The following is an 18,844-nucleotide window of genomic DNA, read 5'->3' on the forward strand; positions in this document are numbered from 1 at the left end:
CATGATTTGAAAACGCCGGGCGCGCGAATCTGTTCCAGGCCTGCCGGGTTCAGCGCCCCCAGCCGACCGTCCCTGGGGAGCCGTCGAAGTGTCGCCGCCTCGTGGCGGCAGCACGGCGCCCAGTCGGTGCCGGGCGAGAGTGGACCTTCACCCGCGAGTGGGCGAGCATTACGCGCCCGCGCCCTCACGCTTCGTACGGGGCCTCCGAGCGAGAGTCCTCCGAGTCAGCGGCCTCTGCCTCAGCTATCTGTTCGGCGATCTCCCTGCGGATGGCCACCGTGTCCGCAGGAGACCACCCCGAGCCGCTCCCGAAAGGCAGCACACGGTCGTGGGGCTGGTACAGCTCCTCGCTTTCCAGACTGCGGCGACAGGCGCGGCACTTCCACGGACGGCGCAGGGTGATCCACTGTCTGAGCCCGCACCAGGGGCACAACGCGAAGTACGCGCTGGGCCCGTGAGCGGCAGCCCAACTGGCGTAGCCCGACCGGCTGCGAGCCACGTTGATGTCGCCGTGGGCGCGTTCCGCGACCCAGCCAAGGAGGACCATCTCGCCACCGGGCCACGCGCAGGCGCAGGGGCCGTCGCAACGGCAGGTGCGCGCCTTGCCCAGCTCGACGGCCTTTTCCTTGCGGGGGGTGGCTGGCCCCTTGACCTCAAGCCATGTCCCGATCTCGGGCAGCCAGAAGTCCGGCAGGTAATGCGCCCCTGACGGCAAAATGAATTGCTCGGGCTCGTACTGCCAGAGGATGCTTTGGGTGTCGAGGGTGCGGGCCCAGTCGGCTTCGAGCCGAGAACGGAAGGTGGTGCCGCTGTACACCGTCGATACGGCCTCGATGGGCTGGCCCTCTTCGGGGAGGTCCGTCACGGCGTCTCCGTTCTGGGTCAGTTCTGCGCCGCCCCGCAGTTTGACCGCTAACCTCGCGCTTTCATGAAGCGAGCTGTCCGACGGGTGGTCACGTAGGCGAGACGTGCTTCTGAACAGCAAGAATACGGCTTCTCTACTTTGTTGGCCATCACCGAGCTCGCCCTCAACAATGGCGAAACGCTCCACTCACAGGCCGGGTCGGTGCTGCTGGCCGAGATGGTCCGCAAGTCCGTTCTGAACACCGCGATATCGGCGGCACTCACGCCGTGGCGCAAGCCGCGGGCCGTGCACGATCCGGGGAAGATCCTGCTGAATGTGGCCTTGGCCGTCGCACTCGGCGGGGGCTGTCTGGCCGACATCGGCATGCTGCGGGCCGAGCCGGATGTTCGGCCCGGTGGCTTCCGATCCCACAGTCTTCCGTGTCATCGACAGACTCGCCGCATCCGGCCCGAAAGCCCACGCGGCGATCCGGGACGCACGTTCCCGAGCACGGGGCGGGTCTGGGAGCTGGCCGGTGCGAACAGTCCGGCCACCGACGGCCAGGTGATCGTGGACATCGGCGGAGTGCTAACCCTCGCGCACTCCGAGAAACAGGACGCCACCGCGACCCGGAAGAAGGCCTTCGGCCACCACCCCCTCGTCGCGTTCGTCGACCACGGCCAGGCCGGGTCCGGGGAGCCGGTGGCCGCCCTGCTGCGGCCCGGCAACGCAGGCTCCAACACCGCCGCGGACCACATCGAAACCGCCCGACTCGCCCTGGCACAACTCCTCAAGGCTCTGCGGCTGGGACGGCAGACACTGATCCTCACCGACTCCGGCGGCAGCATCCACGCCTGATGGGCAGTGGCTGTCGTATTCCGTCGCAATGACCATCACCGACGCCATCCACCAAGCCGTACTGAAGATCCCTAAGAAGGCGTGGACGCCGGCCCTAATACGCCGGCGGCACCGAACGGCCCGGCGCCTGGGCCGCGGAGATCGCCGATATGCCCGACCTGGGCACCTGACCCAGGGGGATGAGGCTGGTCGTCCGGGAGGAGCGGCCTCACCCCCGGAAAAGCCGCACCCCACACGCACAGCGTTTCCGTCAGCGAACTGATGAGAACTCATGAACGATTGAGGCTAACCTCCGTTCCATGCAGTTCATCCTCGATGGCGAATTCTTCGAGCTGACGCCCACGCTTGTTCGTAGGCGTCTCGCTGGTCACGTGCCCGAGGAGATCCGCGAGTACTGGGTCGAAGTAGATGGTGTGCATTGGCCGGTCAAGCAGGTCATCTCCCTTGCGACAGGTGCCAAGCGCAGCCGGTTTCAGTCGCAAGCCTCTCGGCGGTGGCTGCAGAACCTCGGGTTCTTGATCGGTGCCGGATCCTCGGCCACCGAGAGCGGCTCAATCCCGCGGCTGACCGGCGCGACTCGTCGTGGGCCTTTCGACGAGTCCCAGCTCAAGGAACTGGAGGCGCTCGACGTCCGCGTTGCGTTCTCGTGGCTGAGCGCGGGCCCGATCACGCTGGACGAAGTCGGCCTGCCGAGGTTTCCCGGACTCCCGCGAGCGCCAGGGCTCTACCGCTACGATTTCGGTGCGGACGACGACGGCATCCGCGTGATCTACATCGGGGAGTCCGTGGAGCTGGCCAGGCGAGCCAGCAACTACCGCAACGCCAAGACGGATCGCTCTAGTCAGCGCACCAGCCGCCGCATCCACAAGGAGATCGTCGGCCACTTGGAGTCCGGTGGTTCGATCGCATTCGCCATCGCAACGTCAGTCCGCTGGGGTGACGATGTCGAGCTGGACCTGCGGCTCAAGTCCGCCCGTCGCCTTGCCGAGAACGCTGCGGTGCTCCTCGCGCAGTCGCAGTCCGGGATCCGCGTGCTCAACATCGACGCGGAGCTGGGAGAGGGCAGCGAGTGAGCAGTCTTCCGGACCTTCGCTTCCTGCTCTCGATCAACAGCGAGAACGCGTGGAGCGATCTGCTCGCCACCCTCATGAATGCCGACCAGGCAATCACCCGCTCCGTCCTAGGGATCGACGCTGTTGGCCCGCTCCAGATCCGTCGGGAGGTCTCGAAGTCGCGGGGCCGGAAGGCATCGGATCGCCCCGACCTGGTGGTGGAGGCGAACGGTCAGGTTGTCGCTGTCGTCGAAGTGAAGCTGCTTGCCGGCCTCGGAATTGAACAGCTGGAGCGGTACTACAGATACGTCGCCGAGGAGGACCGAGACGACTGCCAGTTCGTGGCGGTCTCGCTTCAGCGCATCCGCCTCGACACCACCCACGCCCAGGACTGGCAGAATCTCACCTGGGAGGAGCTCATCGCTCCCTTCGCCTCGTCCCCGGTGCCGTGGGCCGCGACGACCGCCACAGCCTGGACGAGCCACATCGAATCCCAGGTGCCGGAGGTGGATGGCCACACCGTCTGGAATCAGATCGACGGTATCGACCTGTACCTCGCCCTCCGGCTTCGTGCTGCCCATATGTACGACAACGTCGCCTTACCCGGCGGCTCATCGAAGTCCATCCGGGAGATCGGCTCCGGTGGCCTGTACGTCGCGATTGTGGACGCCCCGATTCCGGGCAGCGGTTACACCGTCCGCTGGGAAGCCACCGAGAGCTTGCCGACTCAGGACGTTGGCAAGCTCGTCGACAGCAGCGGGCTTCGCGGGGTCGACTTCCGCTTCTTCCTCGTGCAGCAGCGAGTCACCTCCTCCAAGGCCTACGACTGGGATCACCTGGCGCTGCTCTGGCAGGAGTACCTCGCCCAAGAGGACTGGATTCCGTGGAGACCCCATCCGCCGCGCAAGACCTTGCAGTGGGAGAAGGATGGCGTGGCTCGACTCAAGGCGCTCGGCGCTCCAGCGTTCCTCGGCGCCGGCTACGGCGAGAAGCAGGCCAAGCTCAGCGGTGAAGTCGAGTTCGGCGCGCGCTTCGTGCTGCCGCCCTCAACCACACTCAAGGAAGCCACCGAGGTGCTCAGCAGGGTGGCTGTGATCGGGTCCCGGATGGCACAGCACGCGACTCAGCCGCAAGGGAGACTGTGATCGCATTGATCGACGGAGAATCTGACAGCGGCGATGCAGGGGTGGACGGATAGATGACGGGCGACATTGGACCGGACCTGTTGCGGCAGCTCTTCGGCGACCCGAACGAGGACGGGGTCTACCTTGTCGGCGTCGTGGAGTTCTCGGACGATGCGAGCGAGGACCAGTGGTCGTACGTCGGGAACACTCAGATGGGGACCCTGGCGTCAGCTGCCAGCAGGCTGGGCTATGAGCGACGTGACATCACCATTGCGGAGCCTTACCGAGAGCCTGGCCGTGGGGTGCTGCCGGACGGAACAGAGCTGGCAGTCACCTCGACCACCGTGCCAGGGAGCGCATCCTGGCATCGGAGAAGCCGGGAGCCAACGCCGGAGGAACGGCTCCGGTGGGCCGGGCATCCAGTGCCACCGCCACCTCCGCCCGAGCCGGTGCCGGTAGGTCCCAACATGGAGACGGCGAGGCCTCGGATCGAGGAGCACCAGGGCGAGGTCTTCTACACGAAGACCGGCAAGCCCTTCACCTACCGGACCAACCACTACACCCTGGTCATCGTCGAGAGCCGGCGCAACGTGCAGTGGCACGAGATCAGGTCAGCGCTGGAGGCATGGCCGATCGCGGGGCCGTCGGAAATTCCACGATGCCCCGAACGTTCTGGGCGGTACGTCTACGGGATCGTGTCCGACGAGCGGATCCGGCAAGGGGACTGGTGACAACCGTGGGCCTGCGGCTCTGTGGCAGCTGATGCGATGCTCGCCGAACCTGCCAAATCGTCGGACGCTGCAGCTACGGTCATGAGTGAGGTTCTACTACCGCGACTTCCTCGTCGACCGAGCGCCGAGGAAGACCCGAGCACTGACGAGGACGCATGGCCGAGGACCAGGAGTACGACGAGGTCGACGCAGTTGTTCGTATCCCCAAGGGCGAGCACCTCGCCGACTCGCGGAAGAGCAAAGGCTGGAGCCGTGGGTTCACTCCCAAGACGAGTGACAAGGGACCGGAGCACGTCGAGATCCGCCTGAAGGCCGAAAAGGAGTCAAGTTTCACAGACAAGCCCGAGATCGTCTACGTCACCGAGTACGTGGAGGATCAGCGTCCTCAGCTCACCCCCGGCCAACAGGCCGTGGCTGACATCACGGGCCAGATCATCGAGGGTCTCGTAGAAATCGCAAAACCTCACGTTGCCCACTGGTGGCACACCCGGGCCGCGCCGGTCCTCGTTGCCAAGGGCGAAGCCTTGGTGCTGAAGCAACAGGCCCGCAGAGCCCAGAAGAAGGCCTTGCGGGCCGGGGCCACGACGACACCTCCTGCTGCCGTCCCGGGGGTCGAGGCGGACGCGCCTTCCCAAGATCTGGCCACCGCGCCCAGCGACCCGAAGGTCACTGTGACGAGCCAGCAGTTCCAGCAGATGTTCATGACTTGGCTCGCTCGTGAGGACGCCCAGCAGGCGCTCTGGAGCCTCATCGTGAATGCCGAGGTCGAGGATGGGGGTGCTGCCACCCTGGCATGGCAGCAGGACCTGAAAGAGCTTTCGCCTGAGCAGCGAACCGAGCGGGTCATGGAGTTCCTCGCTACCAACCCCTCGATTCTGGAGGACTTCGCTCGTCAGCTCATGGGCAGCATGGCCCTCGGGCTCAGCGAGACGACTCTCGGGCGCGACCGGGCGTAGGGCCGTGCCGTTTCAGGATGGCGCGTCACTAGAAAGAGCCTCCGACGCAGGCCAGAGGCCCTTCTCAAGGCAAAGCCGCTGGTGGCGGCAGACGAGTCGGGCTGTACGCCGGGTTCTGTCGCCCGACCAAGGACAAGGGCACCAGCCAATCTTGGCCGATCAGGTCGCGCGATTCACTGCTTGAGCTTCCAGCCATGCCTCTACCTCCGACCAGCGGTAGCGCAAATAGCGGCCGACCTTGTGGGCTCGCGGACCCTGGTGTCGGTGATTCCATATGTAGACCGTATTCAGAGGTACGCCCAGGAAGTCGGCCAGCTCCTCCGCGCTCATCAAGGGACAACGGTCCCCCGCGCCACTAGCGGCTTCTTCCGCGCGGGCAGTGGTTCGACGCATGGGCACTCCAGAACGGTTCGAAGCGGGCAGGAAAGAACCACGTGAGCGGTATTCCGCCGTGGTGGTGCACAGGACGTTTGCATTAAATTCCGGCCGGACCAAACAGAGGGCCTTTCGACGAAACGCCTACGACTCTTGCGAACTCTCGAAGGACACAGGCGAATCTTCGCTGAGGGTTCGGCGAGCCCTCGTCGAACCCTCAGCGAGCATTTGCCTAGGTGAAATCTTCTCTACCACTCTGCACCCTTTGTCGCGAAGACCCCAAGAATGCATTTGACATCTTCAGCTCGCCTGGATCAACATCCGATTCACTCAGGGCGCGATGAACGGGCAGACAATCTCGCCGTCGACGATGGCCCTGATTAAAAAGAGTCCACAAATAGACTCAAAGGGCCGTTGGAAACTAGGAGTTGAGTCGATGCCGTACGACCGCTGGCACAAGTCGCGCCCGAAAGACGGGGAGTCGACCTGCAAGGAACACGGCAAAGTTCCGACGCGGGATCACGGGACGGGGAAGCGGTGGCAGGCCCGATGGCGCAACAGGGAAGATGTACAGCAGACAGAGCTGTTCCGCACCGAGGTCGAAGCCCGCAGGCATGAGACCAAGATGCGGTCCGGAGTGGACGACGGTTCGTACATCAACCCTCGCGCCGGGGAGGTCAGGGTCGGTGAACTCGCCCTTACGTGGCTCAAGGGGCACGAACACAAGAATCCACGGACTTACCGACGCCACAAGGAGCGGATTCTCCTGCACGTCGTTCCTACCGCAGTTGGGAAGATGCGCGTAAAGGACGTGAACGCCTCGTCTTTGCTGGACTGGCTGCACGACCGTCGCAGGCTGCTCGAAAGTTCCACGCTGCGCCTGGTCTTCGACAATCTTCGGGCCGTCTTTGACCTGGCCGTGGACGACAGCCTGATACACAAAAATCCGTGCCTCGCCAAATCGGTGCAGGACGCCAAGCCGAAGCGAGGAGGTGGCGGCCGGGCAGATCTGACCCTCGCCTGGGATGACACCGAGAAGATCCGCGCCGAATTGCCGGACCGTTACAAGGCACTCGTCGACTGCGGTCGCGGCCTGGGTCTTCGTCAAGGAGAGATATTCGGCCTGTCTCCAGATGACATCGACTGGGCGCACCCGGACGGCCCGATGGTGCACGTGCAACGGCAAGTAGTCCACGACGGCTCGTTCCTGGCATACGCCCTCCCCAAGGGTGGAAGCGACGAGGATCCGAAGGACCGGTGGGTCGAGCTGACCGACGACGTGGCCATCCCCCTGCGCGAGCACATGCAGAAGTACCCGCCGGTCGAGGTGACCCGACCGTGGGGCAGCAAAGGCGGCGACCCGGTCACGGTGCGGCTGATCTTCTACACCCGGGAGAAGACCGCCATTCAGTCGAATTGGTTCAACTCCTACCGCTGGAAGCCCGCCCTAGCGTCAGCCGGCCTCATCAAGCCCCTTGAGCCCGACGCGAAGGGACGACGCTGGGAGAAGTCCCGCGACGTGATGATGCACGCGCTCCGACACCTGTACGCGTCGATGATGATCAACGGCGGGGTAGACGTGTACACGCTCGCGGACCGCCTCGGACACGCCGATCCCGCGTTCACCCTGCGTAAATACGTGCACCGGGTCGTGGGAGCCGGTTCCAAGGTCCGCATCGCGGTCCGGAGCGCCTACACCAGGGCCGCGTGACTCCTGCTCCGCTCGGCTTGTGCAACAACCGTGCAAGATGATCTTCGAGAGGGGGCATTTGCACAGGTCAGAAGCCTTGTCTATGAGTTCCGGGACATCTGACGCCGCGTCTGCCGCCGCACCCTGTCCGGCCTGCGAGGCAGCGCGTCAGGATGAGGTGTGGCGGCAGCCGTGGGACCTTCTTGCCGGAGATGAACTCGCCTGCTGGGGTTGCTCGCGCGGCGAGGGTCAGGAGGACGGCCCCGGCGTCCCGGCCGACGAGCCACCGGCCGACGAGCCACCCTCCGCGAGCTGAGCCCGCACACCGCGAGGCACACGCACGCCGTGACTGCGCAGGTTGCCGATGAATCGGGCGACGAGCGGATCCGGTTCACCGGACGTCACCGCCACCAGCTGCCTGATCCACCGCGGCGAGAACGGCCGCACGGCGCCCGGAAAGCCGTCGCTGACCGCACTCACGGGGCATACGGCGATTCCCAGACCGGCAGCCGCGAGCTGTGGTGCCGCGGTCGTCACCGATGTCCTCATCACCGGCTCCAGGCGGACTCCGGCGCGGGCGAAGGACTGGTCGAGCCAGGCACTGAGGCCGTTGTCCGGTGCGAAGTGAACGAGCGGCGCCCCTTCAAGATCCTCAAGGCGTACGGCCGATTGCCGGGCCAGCGGATGGCTGCTGGTCGTCGCCAGCACGATCTCTTCCTCGGCGACGGCAGTAATCGTGAAGCGGTCGGACGAGGGAGTGGGCAACACGGCGACATCGGCTTCGTCGGAGTCGACGAGGCCGAGTGCCTCGTCCATCGACGTGGACTCGCGCAAGGTGATCGCTACGCCTGGGTAGCGGCGGTCCCACTGGCGAATGACCGGAGCGAGCAGCGCCACGCTGAGGCTCTGCGCGCTGACCAGCCGCAGCACCCCTCCGGCCGCCTGCCCCGCCGCACGTGCCGACCTCACCGCGGAGGCGGCCGCCTCGATCGCCCGTCTGGCATCCGCGACAGCGGCACGCCCCGCGGGAGTGAGCTTGACCCCCCGTGGTTCACGTCGAAGCAGGATCGTTCCGGCCTCGCGTTCCAGGGAGGCGATCTGGTGAGAGACAGCGGGCTGCGACGAATGCAGCAGCAGGGCGGCCTGCGTGATCGATCCGGAGTCCGCGACCGCGACGAGGCACTCCAACGCCCGGAGGGTAGCCATATATCAATCTTATCGCAGCGGGTGGAAGCATGAATGACGTCGATGGAGCGCTCCTCTCCCCTGGCATGAGAAGGATCTATGGCAGCGCGTATTTTTATCGATGATCCGACGGGAAGGACCCGCACCTCCCTGGCTGTTGGACTGGCCGACGAGGATGGGTGCACCGCCTGTCCTGCGCAATATGCGTGGAGCATTCGATGCCGTATTCATTGAAGGACAAACGCGTTCTGACCGTGGGAGGCAGCTCGGACATCGCCGCTGCCCTGGCCACCGACCTTCTCCAGGAGGGCGCGCGGGTCACCCTCGCGGGCCGGAACATCGAGAAGACGACCGTCGCGGCGAAGGCCATCGGGGACGCCGTCCGGCCTATGACACTCGACCTTTCGGACGAGGAGTCGATCCAGGCAGCCGCGGATCAGGTCAGGACCGCCGACGGACTCGACCATCTCGTCAGCGTCGCCACGGAGCGGAGCAACGGGCCGGTCGCCTCCCTTGAACGCCGCGCGCTGCTCGCGGCCTTCGACGCCAAGGTCGTGGGCCCGATCCTGCTGGCCAAGCACTTCGCCCAGTTGATCGCCGAGAAGGGGTCGCTGCTGTTCTTCTCCGGCCTGGCCGCGTGGCGTCCCTCACCGGGACTCGTCGCGATGGCGGCCACCAACGGCAGCGCGAGCACGCTCGCGTCCGCCCTCGCGGTCGAATTGGCGCCCACGCGGGTCAACGCCATCTCGCCCGGCGTGATCGACACCAGCAACTGGGACACCGCGGTACCCGACAAGCAGGAGTGGTTCCGGCAGATCGCAACCTCCGCGCCGGTGGGCCGGGTCGGGGATCCCTCCGACGTCTCGGCCGCCGCCCGCGCGTTGCTGGTCAACCCGTACATCACCGGCGAGACCCTCCACGTGGACGGCGGAGCGCGCTGGTCCTGAACCCGGCAGAAGCAGCACAAGTGAAGAACGGCAACGAGGAAAGAGCATTCACCATGAGCGACATCAGCATCATCGGCCTGGGACACATGGCCCGCGTCCTCGCCGCCCGCGCGCTCGATGGCGGCAACGCCGTCGAGGTCATCGGCCGTGACGCGGCCAAGACCGCCGACGTGGTCGGCGCGCTCGGCCGCGGCGCCACGGCGGGAAAGATCGGCGCCGCCCCGGCCGGAGACATCGTCATCCTCGCCGTGCCCTACGCCAGCGCCGCGCCGGTCGTCAGCCAGTACGGGGACGCACTGGCCGGCAAGGTCATCGTCGACATCACCAACCCGTTCAACCCCACTGCCACCGGGCTGGCCACTCCTGACGGCACCTCCGTCGCGCAGCAGATCGCCGAGGCCGCCCCCGAGAGCACCGATGTCGTCAAGGCGTTCAACACCGTCTTCGGCCATGTCCTGGCCGGGGGCCGCCCGCTGGACGTGTTCATGGCCGGCGACGACGCGCAGGCCAAGGCGAGCGTGTCGGCGTTCATCGAGAGCATCGGACTGCGCCCGCTGGACACCGGCGACCTGAAGATGGCGCAGTGGCTGGAGGGAGCGGGCCTGCTGATGATGGGCCTGGGCCGCTATGGCGTGGGGAACTACGGCTTCTCGCTCGGCGTCAGCATTCCCGGCTGAGCGCATCTGCGCCCGCCGCTGCCGCGCATCCGGCGCGTGACGCCATCCCGGCCTGCCAGGCTCCCGCTTGCCGGGCCGGGATGGCGGGCAGCCCGCGCACCATCCAGTCCATGGACAACACCGTGAGGTTGTCCGGTCAGCCCAGCGACGAACTCGCCGCACGCAGTTCGTCCAGGGCCGCCAGGGCGTACCCGGCGAGCTCGTCCTTGCCGTCACGGTCGCCCTCGGACCATTCGGCGTACCCCCGCTTGAAAGCGAGGAGGCCCAGCTCGCCCGCGAGAGCCGCGGTCGGATCGGGTACGCCGCGGGCGACCAGAGCGGTGGTCATCGCGGCCGCGAGGCTGACGCTTTTGAGGGCGTCACGCTCCTGAAGCTCGGCGCTGGATGCGACAGCCGCCTTAAGACGAGGGGCGAAGTCCCGATTGACGGGGCCCATCGCGGTCGAGGCGCGCTCGAGACCGGCAGCGACCGCCTCGAGCGGGCTGGCGCCATCGGGCGCCTCGGCGATCCCCTCGGCCAGCAGCCGGCTCAGCGTCTCCTGTCCGGCCACCAGCAGCTCGCGCTTATCGGGGAAGTGCCGGAAGAACGTGCTTTTGGTGACCCCGGCGCGCTCGGCGATCTGCGCGACCGTCGTGGCGTCGTACCCCTGCTCGGTGAACAGGTCGACGGCAGCCACGACGAGGCGTTCGCGCGCCCCTGGTTCCCATCTGCCCATGGGCCCATCATAGGTGATGGGACTCTTGTCCCATCACTCGGCTATAGTGACGGGACAATAGTCCCATCACTTGCGGGAGAATTTCCATGCGCGTCTTTGTCACCGGTGGCACCGGGCTGATCGGGTCCGCCGTCGTCGCCGAACTGCTCGGCAACGGCCACACCGTCCTCGCACTCGCCCGCTCCGACGCGTCCGCACTGGCCGCCGAGGCGGCCGGCGCCGAGCCGCTCCGGGGAGCTCTCGCCGACCTGGACATCCTTCGCGCCGGCGCTGCGCAGACCGACGGGGTGATCCACCTCGCCTTCGCCAACGACTTCAGCAGCCCCGACGCCCTCGCGAAGGCGGTCGCAGAGGAAAGCGCCGCCATCGCGACCCTCGGCGAGGAACTCGTCGGCAGCGACCGCCCCTTCGTCACCGCCTCGGGTACGCCCCATGTGCCGGGCCGCGCCTCCACCGAGGCCGACCCCGCCATGACCGATGGGCCGGTCGGCGGTCGCGGTCGCGCGGTCACGGCGGCCCTCGACTTGGCCCCGCGCGGGGTCCGGAGCACGGCCGTACGCCTGCCGCGCACGGTTCATCACCAGGGCACCGGCGGGTTCGCCGGCCTGCTGACCGACATCGCACGCCGGACCGGAATATCCGGCTACCCAGGAGACGGCGCACAGCGTTGGCCGGCCGTGCACGCGCTCGACGCGGCGGTCCTCTTCCGGCTCGCCCTGGAGCTGGCCCCGGCCGGTTGCTCCTGGCACGCCGTGGCCGATGAGGGAGACACGGTGCGGGACATCGCCGCGGTCATCGGCCGACGGCTGGACGTGCCGGTCGAGTCGGTGTCATCGGAGACCTACGGCCCCCTCGGCCCGATCTTCGCGACCGACCAGCCCTCGTCCAGCACCCACACCCGAGAGGCGCTCGGCTGGGAGCCGAAGCACCCCTCCCTTCTGGAGGACCTGGAGAACATCCAGCCCTGACCGGCGGCCGGGAAGACCGGCCAGGCCCGCTGCCGGCGCTCGCGCCGGCAGCGGAAGACCCTCACCTCCGGACCCTGGTGACCCGGCCTCTAGCGTCGGCATCCATCGAGCAGCAGCCGAATGGTGAGCCGCACGTCGTACTTCGGATCGGCCCTCTCTCCGCCCGCACAGATGTCGCCGATCGCGCGGATCAACTGGTAGGGGGCGACGTCGGCCGTGACCTCGCCCGCGTCCCGGGCGGCGTCGAGGATCTCGGCGAGAGCCGGCACGAGGCGCTCTATGAACAGCGCGTGCAGGGCGGTGAAGCCGTCGGGATCGTTGCGCATGGCGGCGGCCAGCCCGTGCTTGGTCGCCAGGAAGTCCACGAAGAGCTCCACCCATTGACGCAGCGCGGCGAACGGTGACGTCGCCGTCGCGAGCAGGGTGGGCCCGGCTTCGGCGCAGGTGTCGACCTGGTGCCGATACACGGCCACGACGAGGTCCGCGCGCGTGGGGAAGTGCCGGTAGATCGTGCCCATGCCGACGCCCGCCGCGGCGGCGATCCGGCGCACCGGCGCGTCCACTCCGTCCGTGACGAACACCGACGCCGCGGCATCGAGCAGAGCCTTCTCGTTCCGCCGGGCGTCCGCGCGCTTGGCCGAGCTCGGGGTGGCCGGCATCGGCTTGTCGCCTTCACTCACGGGGGCGCTCCTGTCCTACGACCGCGCTTGCCAAGCGGAACTCCGCTCCGTATATTCGGAACGTCGCTCCGCTTAATCGCGTATCCGGTGGCTATGTCGCCGGACCTGCACCGGCGACGCATGTATTCCCCCATGGACACGGCGCTCATCGCAACCGAAAGGCAGCTCCGCATGCCCGCACCCGACACGGCCGCTCCGCGCGCCGTTCCCGCATCGACCACTGCGATCATCAGCGTCAAGCCGGTCGTCCTGCCCGCACCGGAGCGCGGCGACGACCTGCGGGTGCGCGTGTCAGCCCCCGCCTCCGGCAGTGGCCTCCCGATCGTCGTCCTCGCCCATGGCTTCGGCCTGTCGATGTCCTCGTACGACCCGCTGATCGACTTCTGGGCCGCCAACGGCTTCGTCGTCCTCCAGCCCACCTTCCTCGATTCGCTGACCCTCGGTATCACTCCCGCCGACCCGCGGTACCCCGACATCTGGCGCATCCGGGTCCAGGACGTCGAGCGCGTACTCGACGAACTCGACCACATCGTCGACGCGGTCCCCGGCCTCGGCGACCGCGTCGACAGCGACCGCATCGCCGTCGCGGGACACTCCTGGGGCGGACAGACCGTCAGCATGCTTCTCGGCGCGCGCGTTGTCGGCGCGGACGGGCAGCCCGGCCCCGACAAGACCGATACCCGCGTGAAAGCCGGCGTGCTCCTCGCTACGACGGGCATCGGCGGCGACGCCCTGACGCCGTTCGCCGCGGAGAACTTCTCCTTCATGAGCCCCGACTTCGACCGCCTGACCACGCCGGCTCTCGTGGTCGCGGGCGACCACGACCAGTCCTTGCTCTCGACTCGCGGCCCCGACTGGTTCACCGACGTCTACAGGTACAGCCCCGGGGCCCAGAGCCTGCTCACCCTGTTCGGGGCCGAGCACTCGCTCGGCGGGATCCACGCCTACGGCGCCAAGGACACCACGGACGAGAGCCCCGAGCGCGTCGCTCTGATCCAGAAGGCTTCGTGGGCCTACCTCCGTAGCGCTCTCGGGATCGACGACAGGGACTGGAAACAGGTGCGGACCGAGCTCGCGGAGACCGCCGACCCGATCGGGCGTATCGACGACAAGTAGGACCGCGAGTAGCCCCACCATCGACGAAGGCCGCCGCACAGGATGACCTGTGCGGCGGCCTTTGCGATCTGCCTGACCTGGTGAGGGTGCCATCGACCGTTTAAGGGGGAGTCATCACACATACGAAGGTCAAAGCCCGGGCGACGGAGGAATCAATCCACAGTCCCGCCAGTTGACATGCATTGAATCTCCAGAATGCTTAAGAAGGAGGTACCACCGATGTATGACAAGGTGAATTGGCCCGAGCGGTATGACCCGAAGACATCAGCCATCTACGCGCTCAACGACATCGACGTGAAGGCGCCGCCCGAAGTGGTGTGGAAGCTGCTCGTCGACGCCGAGAACTGGTCGAGCTACTTTCCTCCCGAGGACCAGGTAAAAATCCTTGGCGGCAAGCCGGAACTGGCGCTCGGAACCCAGTACAGCCGGGTGACGGTTGGATTTCCCATGAGTCTGAGGGTGACGGAGCACAATCCCTTCAGCAGGCTCTCCTGGGAGACGTTCGTCGACGGCGACGAAACCGGTTCAAGTGCGTACCACGGCTGGGTCATCACGCCCACGGACAATGGTTGTCACGTGCTGAGCGAGGAAACGCAGCAGGGCCCCTTCTTCCTCGAGGAGCTCGGGCGCAAGAATCCCGGTGCGCTCTATCGTTATCACCAGGACTGGGTCGAACGCCTCGCCCGCGCCGCAGAGGCGAAGGCGGAGGCGGAGCCGGAGGCGGCAAAGCCTGCGCCTCGCCCCGCATAACGTGCATGGGCAGGACCGAGGCCCCCTGAACCGTAGCGGTTCAGGGGGCCTCGGTATTGAAATGTTGATCAGGAACGTCCGGCGGCGTACCCAGAATCGGTCGCGACCTTGGCGAGCGCCGCAAGAAGCTCCTCATGGGTGCGCCAATAGACGTCGGGTGCCGGCTTCGCCATTTCGATCCAGTGCGGGCCCTGCATCGTCTCTTCCGTCCAGAGGTGGCATCCCTTGGAAGTGGGGGTGATGATCCAGGCATGGTAGGCCTTGGATTCTTCCGAGACCTTGGGGTAGCCACCCCAGGCGATGCGCGACACAGGCTCAAACTCCTGTACCGACGCGAAGACATCTTGTCCGGCCAGGTTGGTTTCGAACCGTGTGCCAAGGCCCAGTGACTCGTGGCCGTCAAGCAGCTGGACATGCTCGACGCCCGGGTAGAAGCTGGGCCAAGCCTCGGGATCCACGAGCAGGGACCAAATCCTCTCCGGAGAGGCTTCGACCTCGAGCTCGTTGGTGAAGTGGATCGGCGAGCGGCTGGGAACCATGGTCTCGGGCCAATTGATAGCTTCGAACATATCGCACTCCAAATAACCGGCTTCCGTTCGCCGGATCGGCTGTATCGAAAATTCAGGCGCGCTGCGGCCAGTGCGGGAAAGCGTGTTGTCGGCCCGCGACGGGCGCCGTGTGTGGCAGTTTCACGCGCCGTCGGCGGCCACCGAGCTCCGGACGGCGTCCAGACCGGCGGCATGGGAAACCATGGGCTGGTAATCGAGTTCGGCCACGGCCTTGTCCGTCCGCAGAGTGCACGACTGCCCGAGGAACCACCGGGCGGGAACGGGCACCTCGTGGGCGGCGGTCTCGGCGTCCAGGTCGGGGATCGGCGTATCGACGCCATAGATCCCGAACAGCGTCTCCATGAACTCGCGCAGGATGACACGGTGCTGGTCGGTGATGAAGTAGGCCTGCCCCGGCCGGCCGCGCAGCCATCCGAGGATGAGGCCCTCGACGGCGTTGTCGACAAAGGTGACGTCGGTCGTGTGCCGACCTCCGTCGATCCAGGCGAACTCTCCAACCCTCGCCGCGGCCACCAGGCCTTCGATGAGGATGCTGCCGGGACCCCAGACGAACCTGGGGCGGATCGACACCGTGGCGAAGCCGGGGGCGTTCGCGTCGAGCACGATCTTCTCGGCGGCGGCCTTTGCCGCGCAGTAGGCGGCCGGCGAGTCCGGTCGCAGCGGCGCGGTTTCATCGACGTCGACGAGCGGGTCACCGGCCAGGAGGGCCGCTTCGCTCCCGCAGTGGACGAACCGGGGAACCTGCGCGTAGCGGGCCGCGTCGACGGCCGCCCGGGTGCCGCGGACCGATACATGTTCATGACGCGCACGGTCGGCGGTGATGTCCGTCTCGGCAGCGAGGTGGAACACCACGTCGCTGCCCGTCACCTGGCTCTGCCACGTGGCCGGGTCCGTCAACTCGCCGCGTACGGGCTCCGCGCCCAGCGCGGACACCTTCGCGGCCGACGCCTCGCTTCTGACCAGAACACGGACCGTGTGCCCCTCGTCGCGGAGCCGGCGTACCAGCACCTGGCCGATGAACCCCGAACCGCCCGTGATGAACGCCTGCGCCATGAGCCTCTCCTTCGCCTTGTGCGAGCCTCCTCGCTCGCCTTGGGCGAGAAGGTCTCGTGGGGTGAAGCGATCAGGGATCTCCAGCTCTTCCCTCGACAGCATTTATGTTTCGAATGCTTGCGATAAAAACCGTGGATGCCACCGCTTCGGGCGCGGCAGCGGCTCTCGGAAGGCCGACGCTCACCGGAAGGCTGTTTGAATAAATTAGGAATAATTCTTGACAGGGTTTCGGCCGCGGGCCACAGTCATCGCCGTGACGCCGCCGACGCCCGTCCGAGGGCGGCCGCGTCATGTCTCCTCCTGCTTCCCAACCCTCCGGAGAGGCACGTGACTTCACACCCGCCCGTGCACAGACCCCGCCACCGAACGCTGACCCGCGGCGCCGTCGCGACCGCGATCGCCCTGGTCCTGGCCACGACCGCGGGCCCCATGGCCATGGCCGCCCCCGCCGTGGACCAGGGGGCGCCCGACTACTACGACAGCGGGCTCGCCCCGACGCCCTATATGGGGTGGAACACCTACTACGGACTGGGGGCGCCCACCGAGAAGGAGGTGCGCGCGGTCGCCGACCGGCTTGTCAGCAGCGGGCTGCGCGACAGCGGGTACGACATCGTGTGGCTGGACGGCGGCTGGCAGGCCGACGACCCCCGGGACGGGCAGGGACGGCTGGCGGCCCATCCGGACCGGTTCCCCTCCGGCATCCCGGCCCTCGTCTCCTACCTGCATCAACGCGGTCTGCGGGCCGGGATCTACACCGACGCGGGCACCTACGACGGCGGCAAGAGCTGCGGCCTCGGCAGCCGTGGCCACTACACCGAGGACGCACGGCAGTTCGCCCACTGGAAGATCGACGCGATCAAGGTGGACTTCCTGTGCGGCATCAGCGAGAAGCTCGACCCGGGCCCGGCGTTCAAGGAGTTCAGCGACGCGGTCGCGAAGTCCGGACGCCGGATGCTGCTGAATCTGTGTAACCCGCTCACCGACGACTGGGGCCTGCCGCACACCCCCGAGCAGGACGCGCACAACACCTACGCCTACGCCCCGACGGCCGCGGATTCCTGGCGCACCGGCACCGACATCGCCTGGGGCACCCCGAGCCCCGGCCAGTGGCCCAATGTGCTGCGCAACATGGACGCCAACGCCTGGCACCCCGAGGCCCAGGGGCCCGGCCACTACAACGACCCGGACTATCTGATCCCGATGCGCCGCATGACCGACGGGTCGTACGAGCTGTCGGAGGAGGAGTCCACCACGCAGTTCGTGATGTGGGCCGAGATGGGCTCCCCGCTCGTCCTGGGCTCCGACCCCCGTACCCTGTCCGACTCGATGCTCCGGACGCTGCGCAACCCGGAGATCATCGCGGTCGACCAGGACCCGCTGGCCGTCCAGGGCGTGAGGGTGGCCACCGACTCCGTCGGCGATGTCTACAGCAAGGTCCTCTCCGGTCACGGCCGGCGTGCGGTCGTGCTGCTCAACCGCTCGGACCGGCCCGTCGAGCGCACCGTGAACTTCTCCGATGTGGCGCTGGGCGGCGCGGTCGCGGTCCGTGATCTGCGGGCGCGTGCCGACCGCGGGACGCACACCGGGTCGTACACCGTCGAGGTACCGGCGCATGGCACCGCGTTCCTCCGCCTCACCGGCCAGGACGCCCTCCCCGGTGCCGATCTGGGCGCGAAGGCCACGGCGAGCCCGGCCGTCGTACCTGACGGCGACGCGCTGACCACGTTCTTCCGGGGGCCGGGCGGCTCGCTCGTCCAGCAGGCGGATGGCAGGACGCGCGACCTCGGCGGCCCGGCGCACGGGAGGATCCTCGGCCAGCCCGCCGCGTACGCCTCGGCGGGTGGGCGGATCGACGTCTTCGTGCGTGGGGCCGACTCCCGGGCGTACCGGCGGGTCTTCTCGCAGGGACGCTGGGGCGCCTGGCAGGACCTTGGCGGAAAGCTGACCGACGCCCCGTCGGTGGCGTTCACCGACCCCGCCCACTGGACGCTGTTCGCACGCGGCGCCGACGGGCGGATCGCGCAGCGGGGTCCGTCGTCCGGCTGGTCGTCGCTGGGTGCGCCGGGCGACCGGCCGACGTACGGCAGGCCGACGGCCGTCGTGGACGCGCAGGGCAGGGTTCATCTGGCCGTACGCACCTCCGCCGACGACGTGTGGACGCGGTCACGGGACACGTCCGGCCAGTGGTCGGCGTGGAGTTCGCTCGGCGGGACCGTCAGCGGCAGCCCGACGCTGGTCGCCGTCGGCGACGCGGTGGTGCTGTTCGCGCGGGGCGGCGACTACACGCTCTGGCAGCAGCGGTACGAGAACGGCGCCTGGCAGGAGTGGAGTAAGCGGCAGGAGTTCCCCAGCGCCGCGTTCGACGGCGCGCTCGGGGCGGTCGCGGGCCAGGACGGTGTGATCGACGCCGTGTACCGCGGGGTCGACGGTTCGGTGCACCGAACCCAATTCAAATAAATTAGGTATTAATCTTGACGTGGTGCGAGCGCCACGCGAACCTGGATCCGCCGCGAGCGGGGGCCCGGCGGGCAGCAAGCGGCCGGGCCCGCCGAGT

General features: G+C 67.4%; 19 protein-coding genes. 12 read left to right on the forward strand and 7 right to left on the reverse strand.

What is annotated here, in order from left to right; translation table 11 throughout:
- Positions 1-184: 184 nt before the first annotated feature.
- The gene (locus tag ACFYOY_RS26290) at positions 185-865 is read right to left on the reverse strand and encodes a hypothetical protein (protein WP_388589985.1); all 681 of its coding nucleotides are present in this window, start codon (positions 863-865) and stop codon (positions 185-187) included.
- Positions 866-1,006: 141 nt separating this feature from the next.
- On the opposite strand from ACFYOY_RS26290, the gene ACFYOY_RS26295 reads away from it, so the two are divergent.
- From ACFYOY_RS26295 to ACFYOY_RS26315, 5 genes are all read left to right on the forward strand, one after another.
- Positions 1,007-1,702, forward strand: a complete 696-nt coding sequence (locus tag ACFYOY_RS26295; protein WP_388589988.1) for a transposase — start codon at positions 1,007-1,009, stop codon at positions 1,700-1,702.
- A 299-nt stretch (positions 1,703-2,001) separates the two neighbouring features.
- A complete protein-coding gene (locus tag ACFYOY_RS26300) occupies positions 2,002-2,775 on the forward strand; it encodes a hypothetical protein (protein WP_388589991.1) in 774 nt (257 codons plus the stop codon).
- Positions 2,772-3,899: a PD-(D/E)XK nuclease family protein gene (locus ACFYOY_RS26305; protein WP_388589994.1), complete on the forward strand. Its 1,128-nt coding sequence runs from the start codon at positions 2,772-2,774 to the stop codon at positions 3,897-3,899. Before ACFYOY_RS26300 ends, ACFYOY_RS26305 begins: the two co-directional genes overlap by 4 nt.
- A 446-nt stretch (positions 3,900-4,345) precedes the next feature.
- Positions 4,346-4,609 (forward strand): hypothetical protein, encoded by a 264-nt coding sequence (locus ACFYOY_RS26310; RefSeq protein ID WP_160310979.1) that lies wholly within the window; start codon positions 4,346-4,348, stop codon positions 4,607-4,609.
- A gap of 155 nt (positions 4,610-4,764) precedes the next feature.
- Entirely contained in the window at positions 4,765-5,565 is an 801-nt protein-coding gene (locus ACFYOY_RS26315; protein WP_388589997.1) for a hypothetical protein, read from the forward strand.
- Between the two features lie 159 nt (positions 5,566-5,724).
- Here the strand turns inward: ACFYOY_RS26315 and ACFYOY_RS26320 are convergent, their stop codons facing one another.
- Positions 5,725-5,958, reverse strand: coding sequence for an AlpA family transcriptional regulator (locus tag ACFYOY_RS26320; RefSeq protein WP_030577858.1), 234 nt, complete (start codon positions 5,956-5,958; stop codon positions 5,725-5,727).
- Between the two features lie 418 nt (positions 5,959-6,376).
- On the opposite strand from ACFYOY_RS26320, the gene ACFYOY_RS26325 reads away from it, so the two are divergent.
- Positions 6,377-7,651: a tyrosine-type recombinase/integrase gene (locus tag ACFYOY_RS26325; RefSeq protein ID WP_388590000.1), complete on the forward strand. Its 1,275-nt coding sequence runs from the start codon at positions 6,377-6,379 to the stop codon at positions 7,649-7,651.
- A 228-nt stretch (positions 7,652-7,879) separates the two neighbouring features.
- On the opposite strand, the gene ACFYOY_RS26330 is transcribed toward ACFYOY_RS26325, so the two are convergent.
- Positions 7,880-8,836, reverse strand: a complete 957-nt coding sequence (locus ACFYOY_RS26330) for a LysR family transcriptional regulator (protein ID WP_388590003.1) — start codon at positions 8,834-8,836, stop codon at positions 7,880-7,882.
- Positions 8,837-9,033: 197 nt separating this feature from the next.
- Between ACFYOY_RS26330 and ACFYOY_RS26335 the strand changes: the two genes are divergently transcribed.
- Both ACFYOY_RS26335 and ACFYOY_RS26340 read left to right on the forward strand, forming a co-directional pair.
- Positions 9,034-9,762, forward strand: coding sequence for an SDR family oxidoreductase (locus ACFYOY_RS26335; RefSeq protein ID WP_388590006.1), 729 nt, complete (start codon positions 9,034-9,036; stop codon positions 9,760-9,762).
- 53 nt (positions 9,763-9,815) lie between these two features.
- Positions 9,816-10,439 carry an NAD(P)-binding domain-containing protein gene (locus tag ACFYOY_RS26340; RefSeq protein WP_351879132.1) on the forward strand — a complete coding sequence of 208 codons (624 nt, stop codon included), beginning with the start codon at positions 9,816-9,818 and terminating at the stop codon, positions 10,437-10,439.
- Positions 10,440-10,575: 136 nt separating this feature from the next.
- Here ACFYOY_RS26340 and ACFYOY_RS26345 read toward each other — a convergent pair whose 3' ends face one another.
- Positions 10,576-11,154, reverse strand: coding sequence for a helix-turn-helix domain-containing protein (locus ACFYOY_RS26345; RefSeq protein WP_351879135.1), 579 nt, complete (start codon positions 11,152-11,154; stop codon positions 10,576-10,578).
- Positions 11,155-11,240: 86 nt separating this feature from the next.
- On the opposite strand from ACFYOY_RS26345, the gene ACFYOY_RS26350 reads away from it, so the two are divergent.
- On the forward strand, positions 11,241-12,122 hold the full coding sequence (locus ACFYOY_RS26350) for an SDR family oxidoreductase (protein WP_388590009.1): 882 nt from the start codon (positions 11,241-11,243) through the stop codon (positions 12,120-12,122).
- A gap of 89 nt (positions 12,123-12,211) precedes the next feature.
- On the opposite strand, the gene ACFYOY_RS26355 is transcribed toward ACFYOY_RS26350, so the two are convergent.
- A complete protein-coding gene (locus ACFYOY_RS26355) occupies positions 12,212-12,802 on the reverse strand; it encodes a TetR/AcrR family transcriptional regulator (protein WP_351879140.1) in 591 nt (196 codons plus the stop codon).
- A 171-nt stretch (positions 12,803-12,973) separates the two neighbouring features.
- Between ACFYOY_RS26355 and ACFYOY_RS26360 the strand changes: the two genes are divergently transcribed.
- A complete protein-coding gene (locus ACFYOY_RS26360; protein WP_351879143.1) occupies positions 12,974-13,918 on the forward strand; it encodes an alpha/beta fold hydrolase in 945 nt (314 codons plus the stop codon).
- A gap of 219 nt (positions 13,919-14,137) precedes the next feature.
- Positions 14,138-14,668, forward strand: a complete 531-nt coding sequence (locus ACFYOY_RS26365; RefSeq protein WP_351879146.1) for an SRPBCC domain-containing protein — start codon at positions 14,138-14,140, stop codon at positions 14,666-14,668.
- Positions 14,669-14,736: 68 nt separating this feature from the next.
- Here ACFYOY_RS26365 and ACFYOY_RS26370 read toward each other — a convergent pair whose 3' ends face one another.
- Together ACFYOY_RS26370 and ACFYOY_RS26375 are read right to left on the reverse strand one after the other, a co-directional pair.
- Complete coding sequence (locus tag ACFYOY_RS26370; protein ID WP_351879149.1) at positions 14,737-15,237, reverse strand: SRPBCC domain-containing protein; 501 nt, start codon at positions 15,235-15,237, stop codon at positions 14,737-14,739.
- Between the two features lie 120 nt (positions 15,238-15,357).
- Entirely contained in the window at positions 15,358-16,290 is a 933-nt protein-coding gene (locus ACFYOY_RS26375; protein WP_351879152.1) for an NAD-dependent epimerase/dehydratase family protein, read from the reverse strand.
- Positions 16,291-16,617: 327 nt separating this feature from the next.
- Between ACFYOY_RS26375 and ACFYOY_RS26380 the strand changes: the two genes are divergently transcribed.
- Positions 16,618-18,747, forward strand: coding sequence for a glycoside hydrolase family 27 protein (locus tag ACFYOY_RS26380; protein WP_388590014.1), 2,130 nt, complete (start codon positions 16,618-16,620; stop codon positions 18,745-18,747).
- Positions 18,748-18,844 lie beyond the last annotated feature (97 nt).

This window comes from Streptomyces sp. NPDC007875 (assembly GCF_042868035.1).
Classification (GTDB): Bacteria; Actinomycetota; Actinomycetes; order Streptomycetales; family Streptomycetaceae; genus Streptomyces; species Streptomyces antimycoticus.

What these genes read in the sequence shown, in the direction of transcription:
- ACFYOY_RS26300 (WP_388589991.1), top strand. Translation starts at nt 2,002, where the DNA reads ATGCAGTTCATCCTCGATGGCGAATTCTTCGAGCTGACGCCCACGCTT.
- ACFYOY_RS26310 (WP_160310979.1), top strand. Translation starts at nt 4,346, where the DNA reads ATGGAGACGGCGAGGCCTCGGATCGAGGAGCACCAGGGCGAGGTCTTC.
- ACFYOY_RS26315 (WP_388589997.1), top strand. Translation starts at nt 4,765, where the DNA reads ATGGCCGAGGACCAGGAGTACGACGAGGTCGACGCAGTTGTTCGTATC.
- ACFYOY_RS26320 (WP_030577858.1), bottom strand. Translation starts at nt 5,958, where the DNA reads ATGCGTCGAACCACTGCCCGCGCGGAAGAAGCCGCTAGTGGCGCGGGG.
- ACFYOY_RS26325 (WP_388590000.1), top strand. Translation starts at nt 6,377, where the DNA reads ATGCCGTACGACCGCTGGCACAAGTCGCGCCCGAAAGACGGGGAGTCG.
- ACFYOY_RS26330 (WP_388590003.1), bottom strand. Translation starts at nt 8,836, where the DNA reads ATGGCTACCCTCCGGGCGTTGGAGTGCCTCGTCGCGGTCGCGGACTCC.
- ACFYOY_RS26335 (WP_388590006.1), top strand. Translation starts at nt 9,034, where the DNA reads ATGCCGTATTCATTGAAGGACAAACGCGTTCTGACCGTGGGAGGCAGC.
- ACFYOY_RS26340 (WP_351879132.1), top strand. Translation starts at nt 9,816, where the DNA reads ATGAGCGACATCAGCATCATCGGCCTGGGACACATGGCCCGCGTCCTC.
- ACFYOY_RS26345 (WP_351879135.1), bottom strand. Translation starts at nt 11,154, where the DNA reads ATGGGCAGATGGGAACCAGGGGCGCGCGAACGCCTCGTCGTGGCTGCC.
- ACFYOY_RS26350 (WP_388590009.1), top strand. Translation starts at nt 11,241, where the DNA reads ATGCGCGTCTTTGTCACCGGTGGCACCGGGCTGATCGGGTCCGCCGTC.
- ACFYOY_RS26360 (WP_351879143.1), top strand. Translation starts at nt 12,974, where the DNA reads ATGCCCGCACCCGACACGGCCGCTCCGCGCGCCGTTCCCGCATCGACC.
- ACFYOY_RS26365 (WP_351879146.1), top strand. Translation starts at nt 14,138, where the DNA reads ATGTATGACAAGGTGAATTGGCCCGAGCGGTATGACCCGAAGACATCA.
- ACFYOY_RS26370 (WP_351879149.1), bottom strand. Translation starts at nt 15,237, where the DNA reads ATGTTCGAAGCTATCAATTGGCCCGAGACCATGGTTCCCAGCCGCTCG.
- ACFYOY_RS26375 (WP_351879152.1), bottom strand. Translation starts at nt 16,290, where the DNA reads ATGGCGCAGGCGTTCATCACGGGCGGTTCGGGGTTCATCGGCCAGGTG.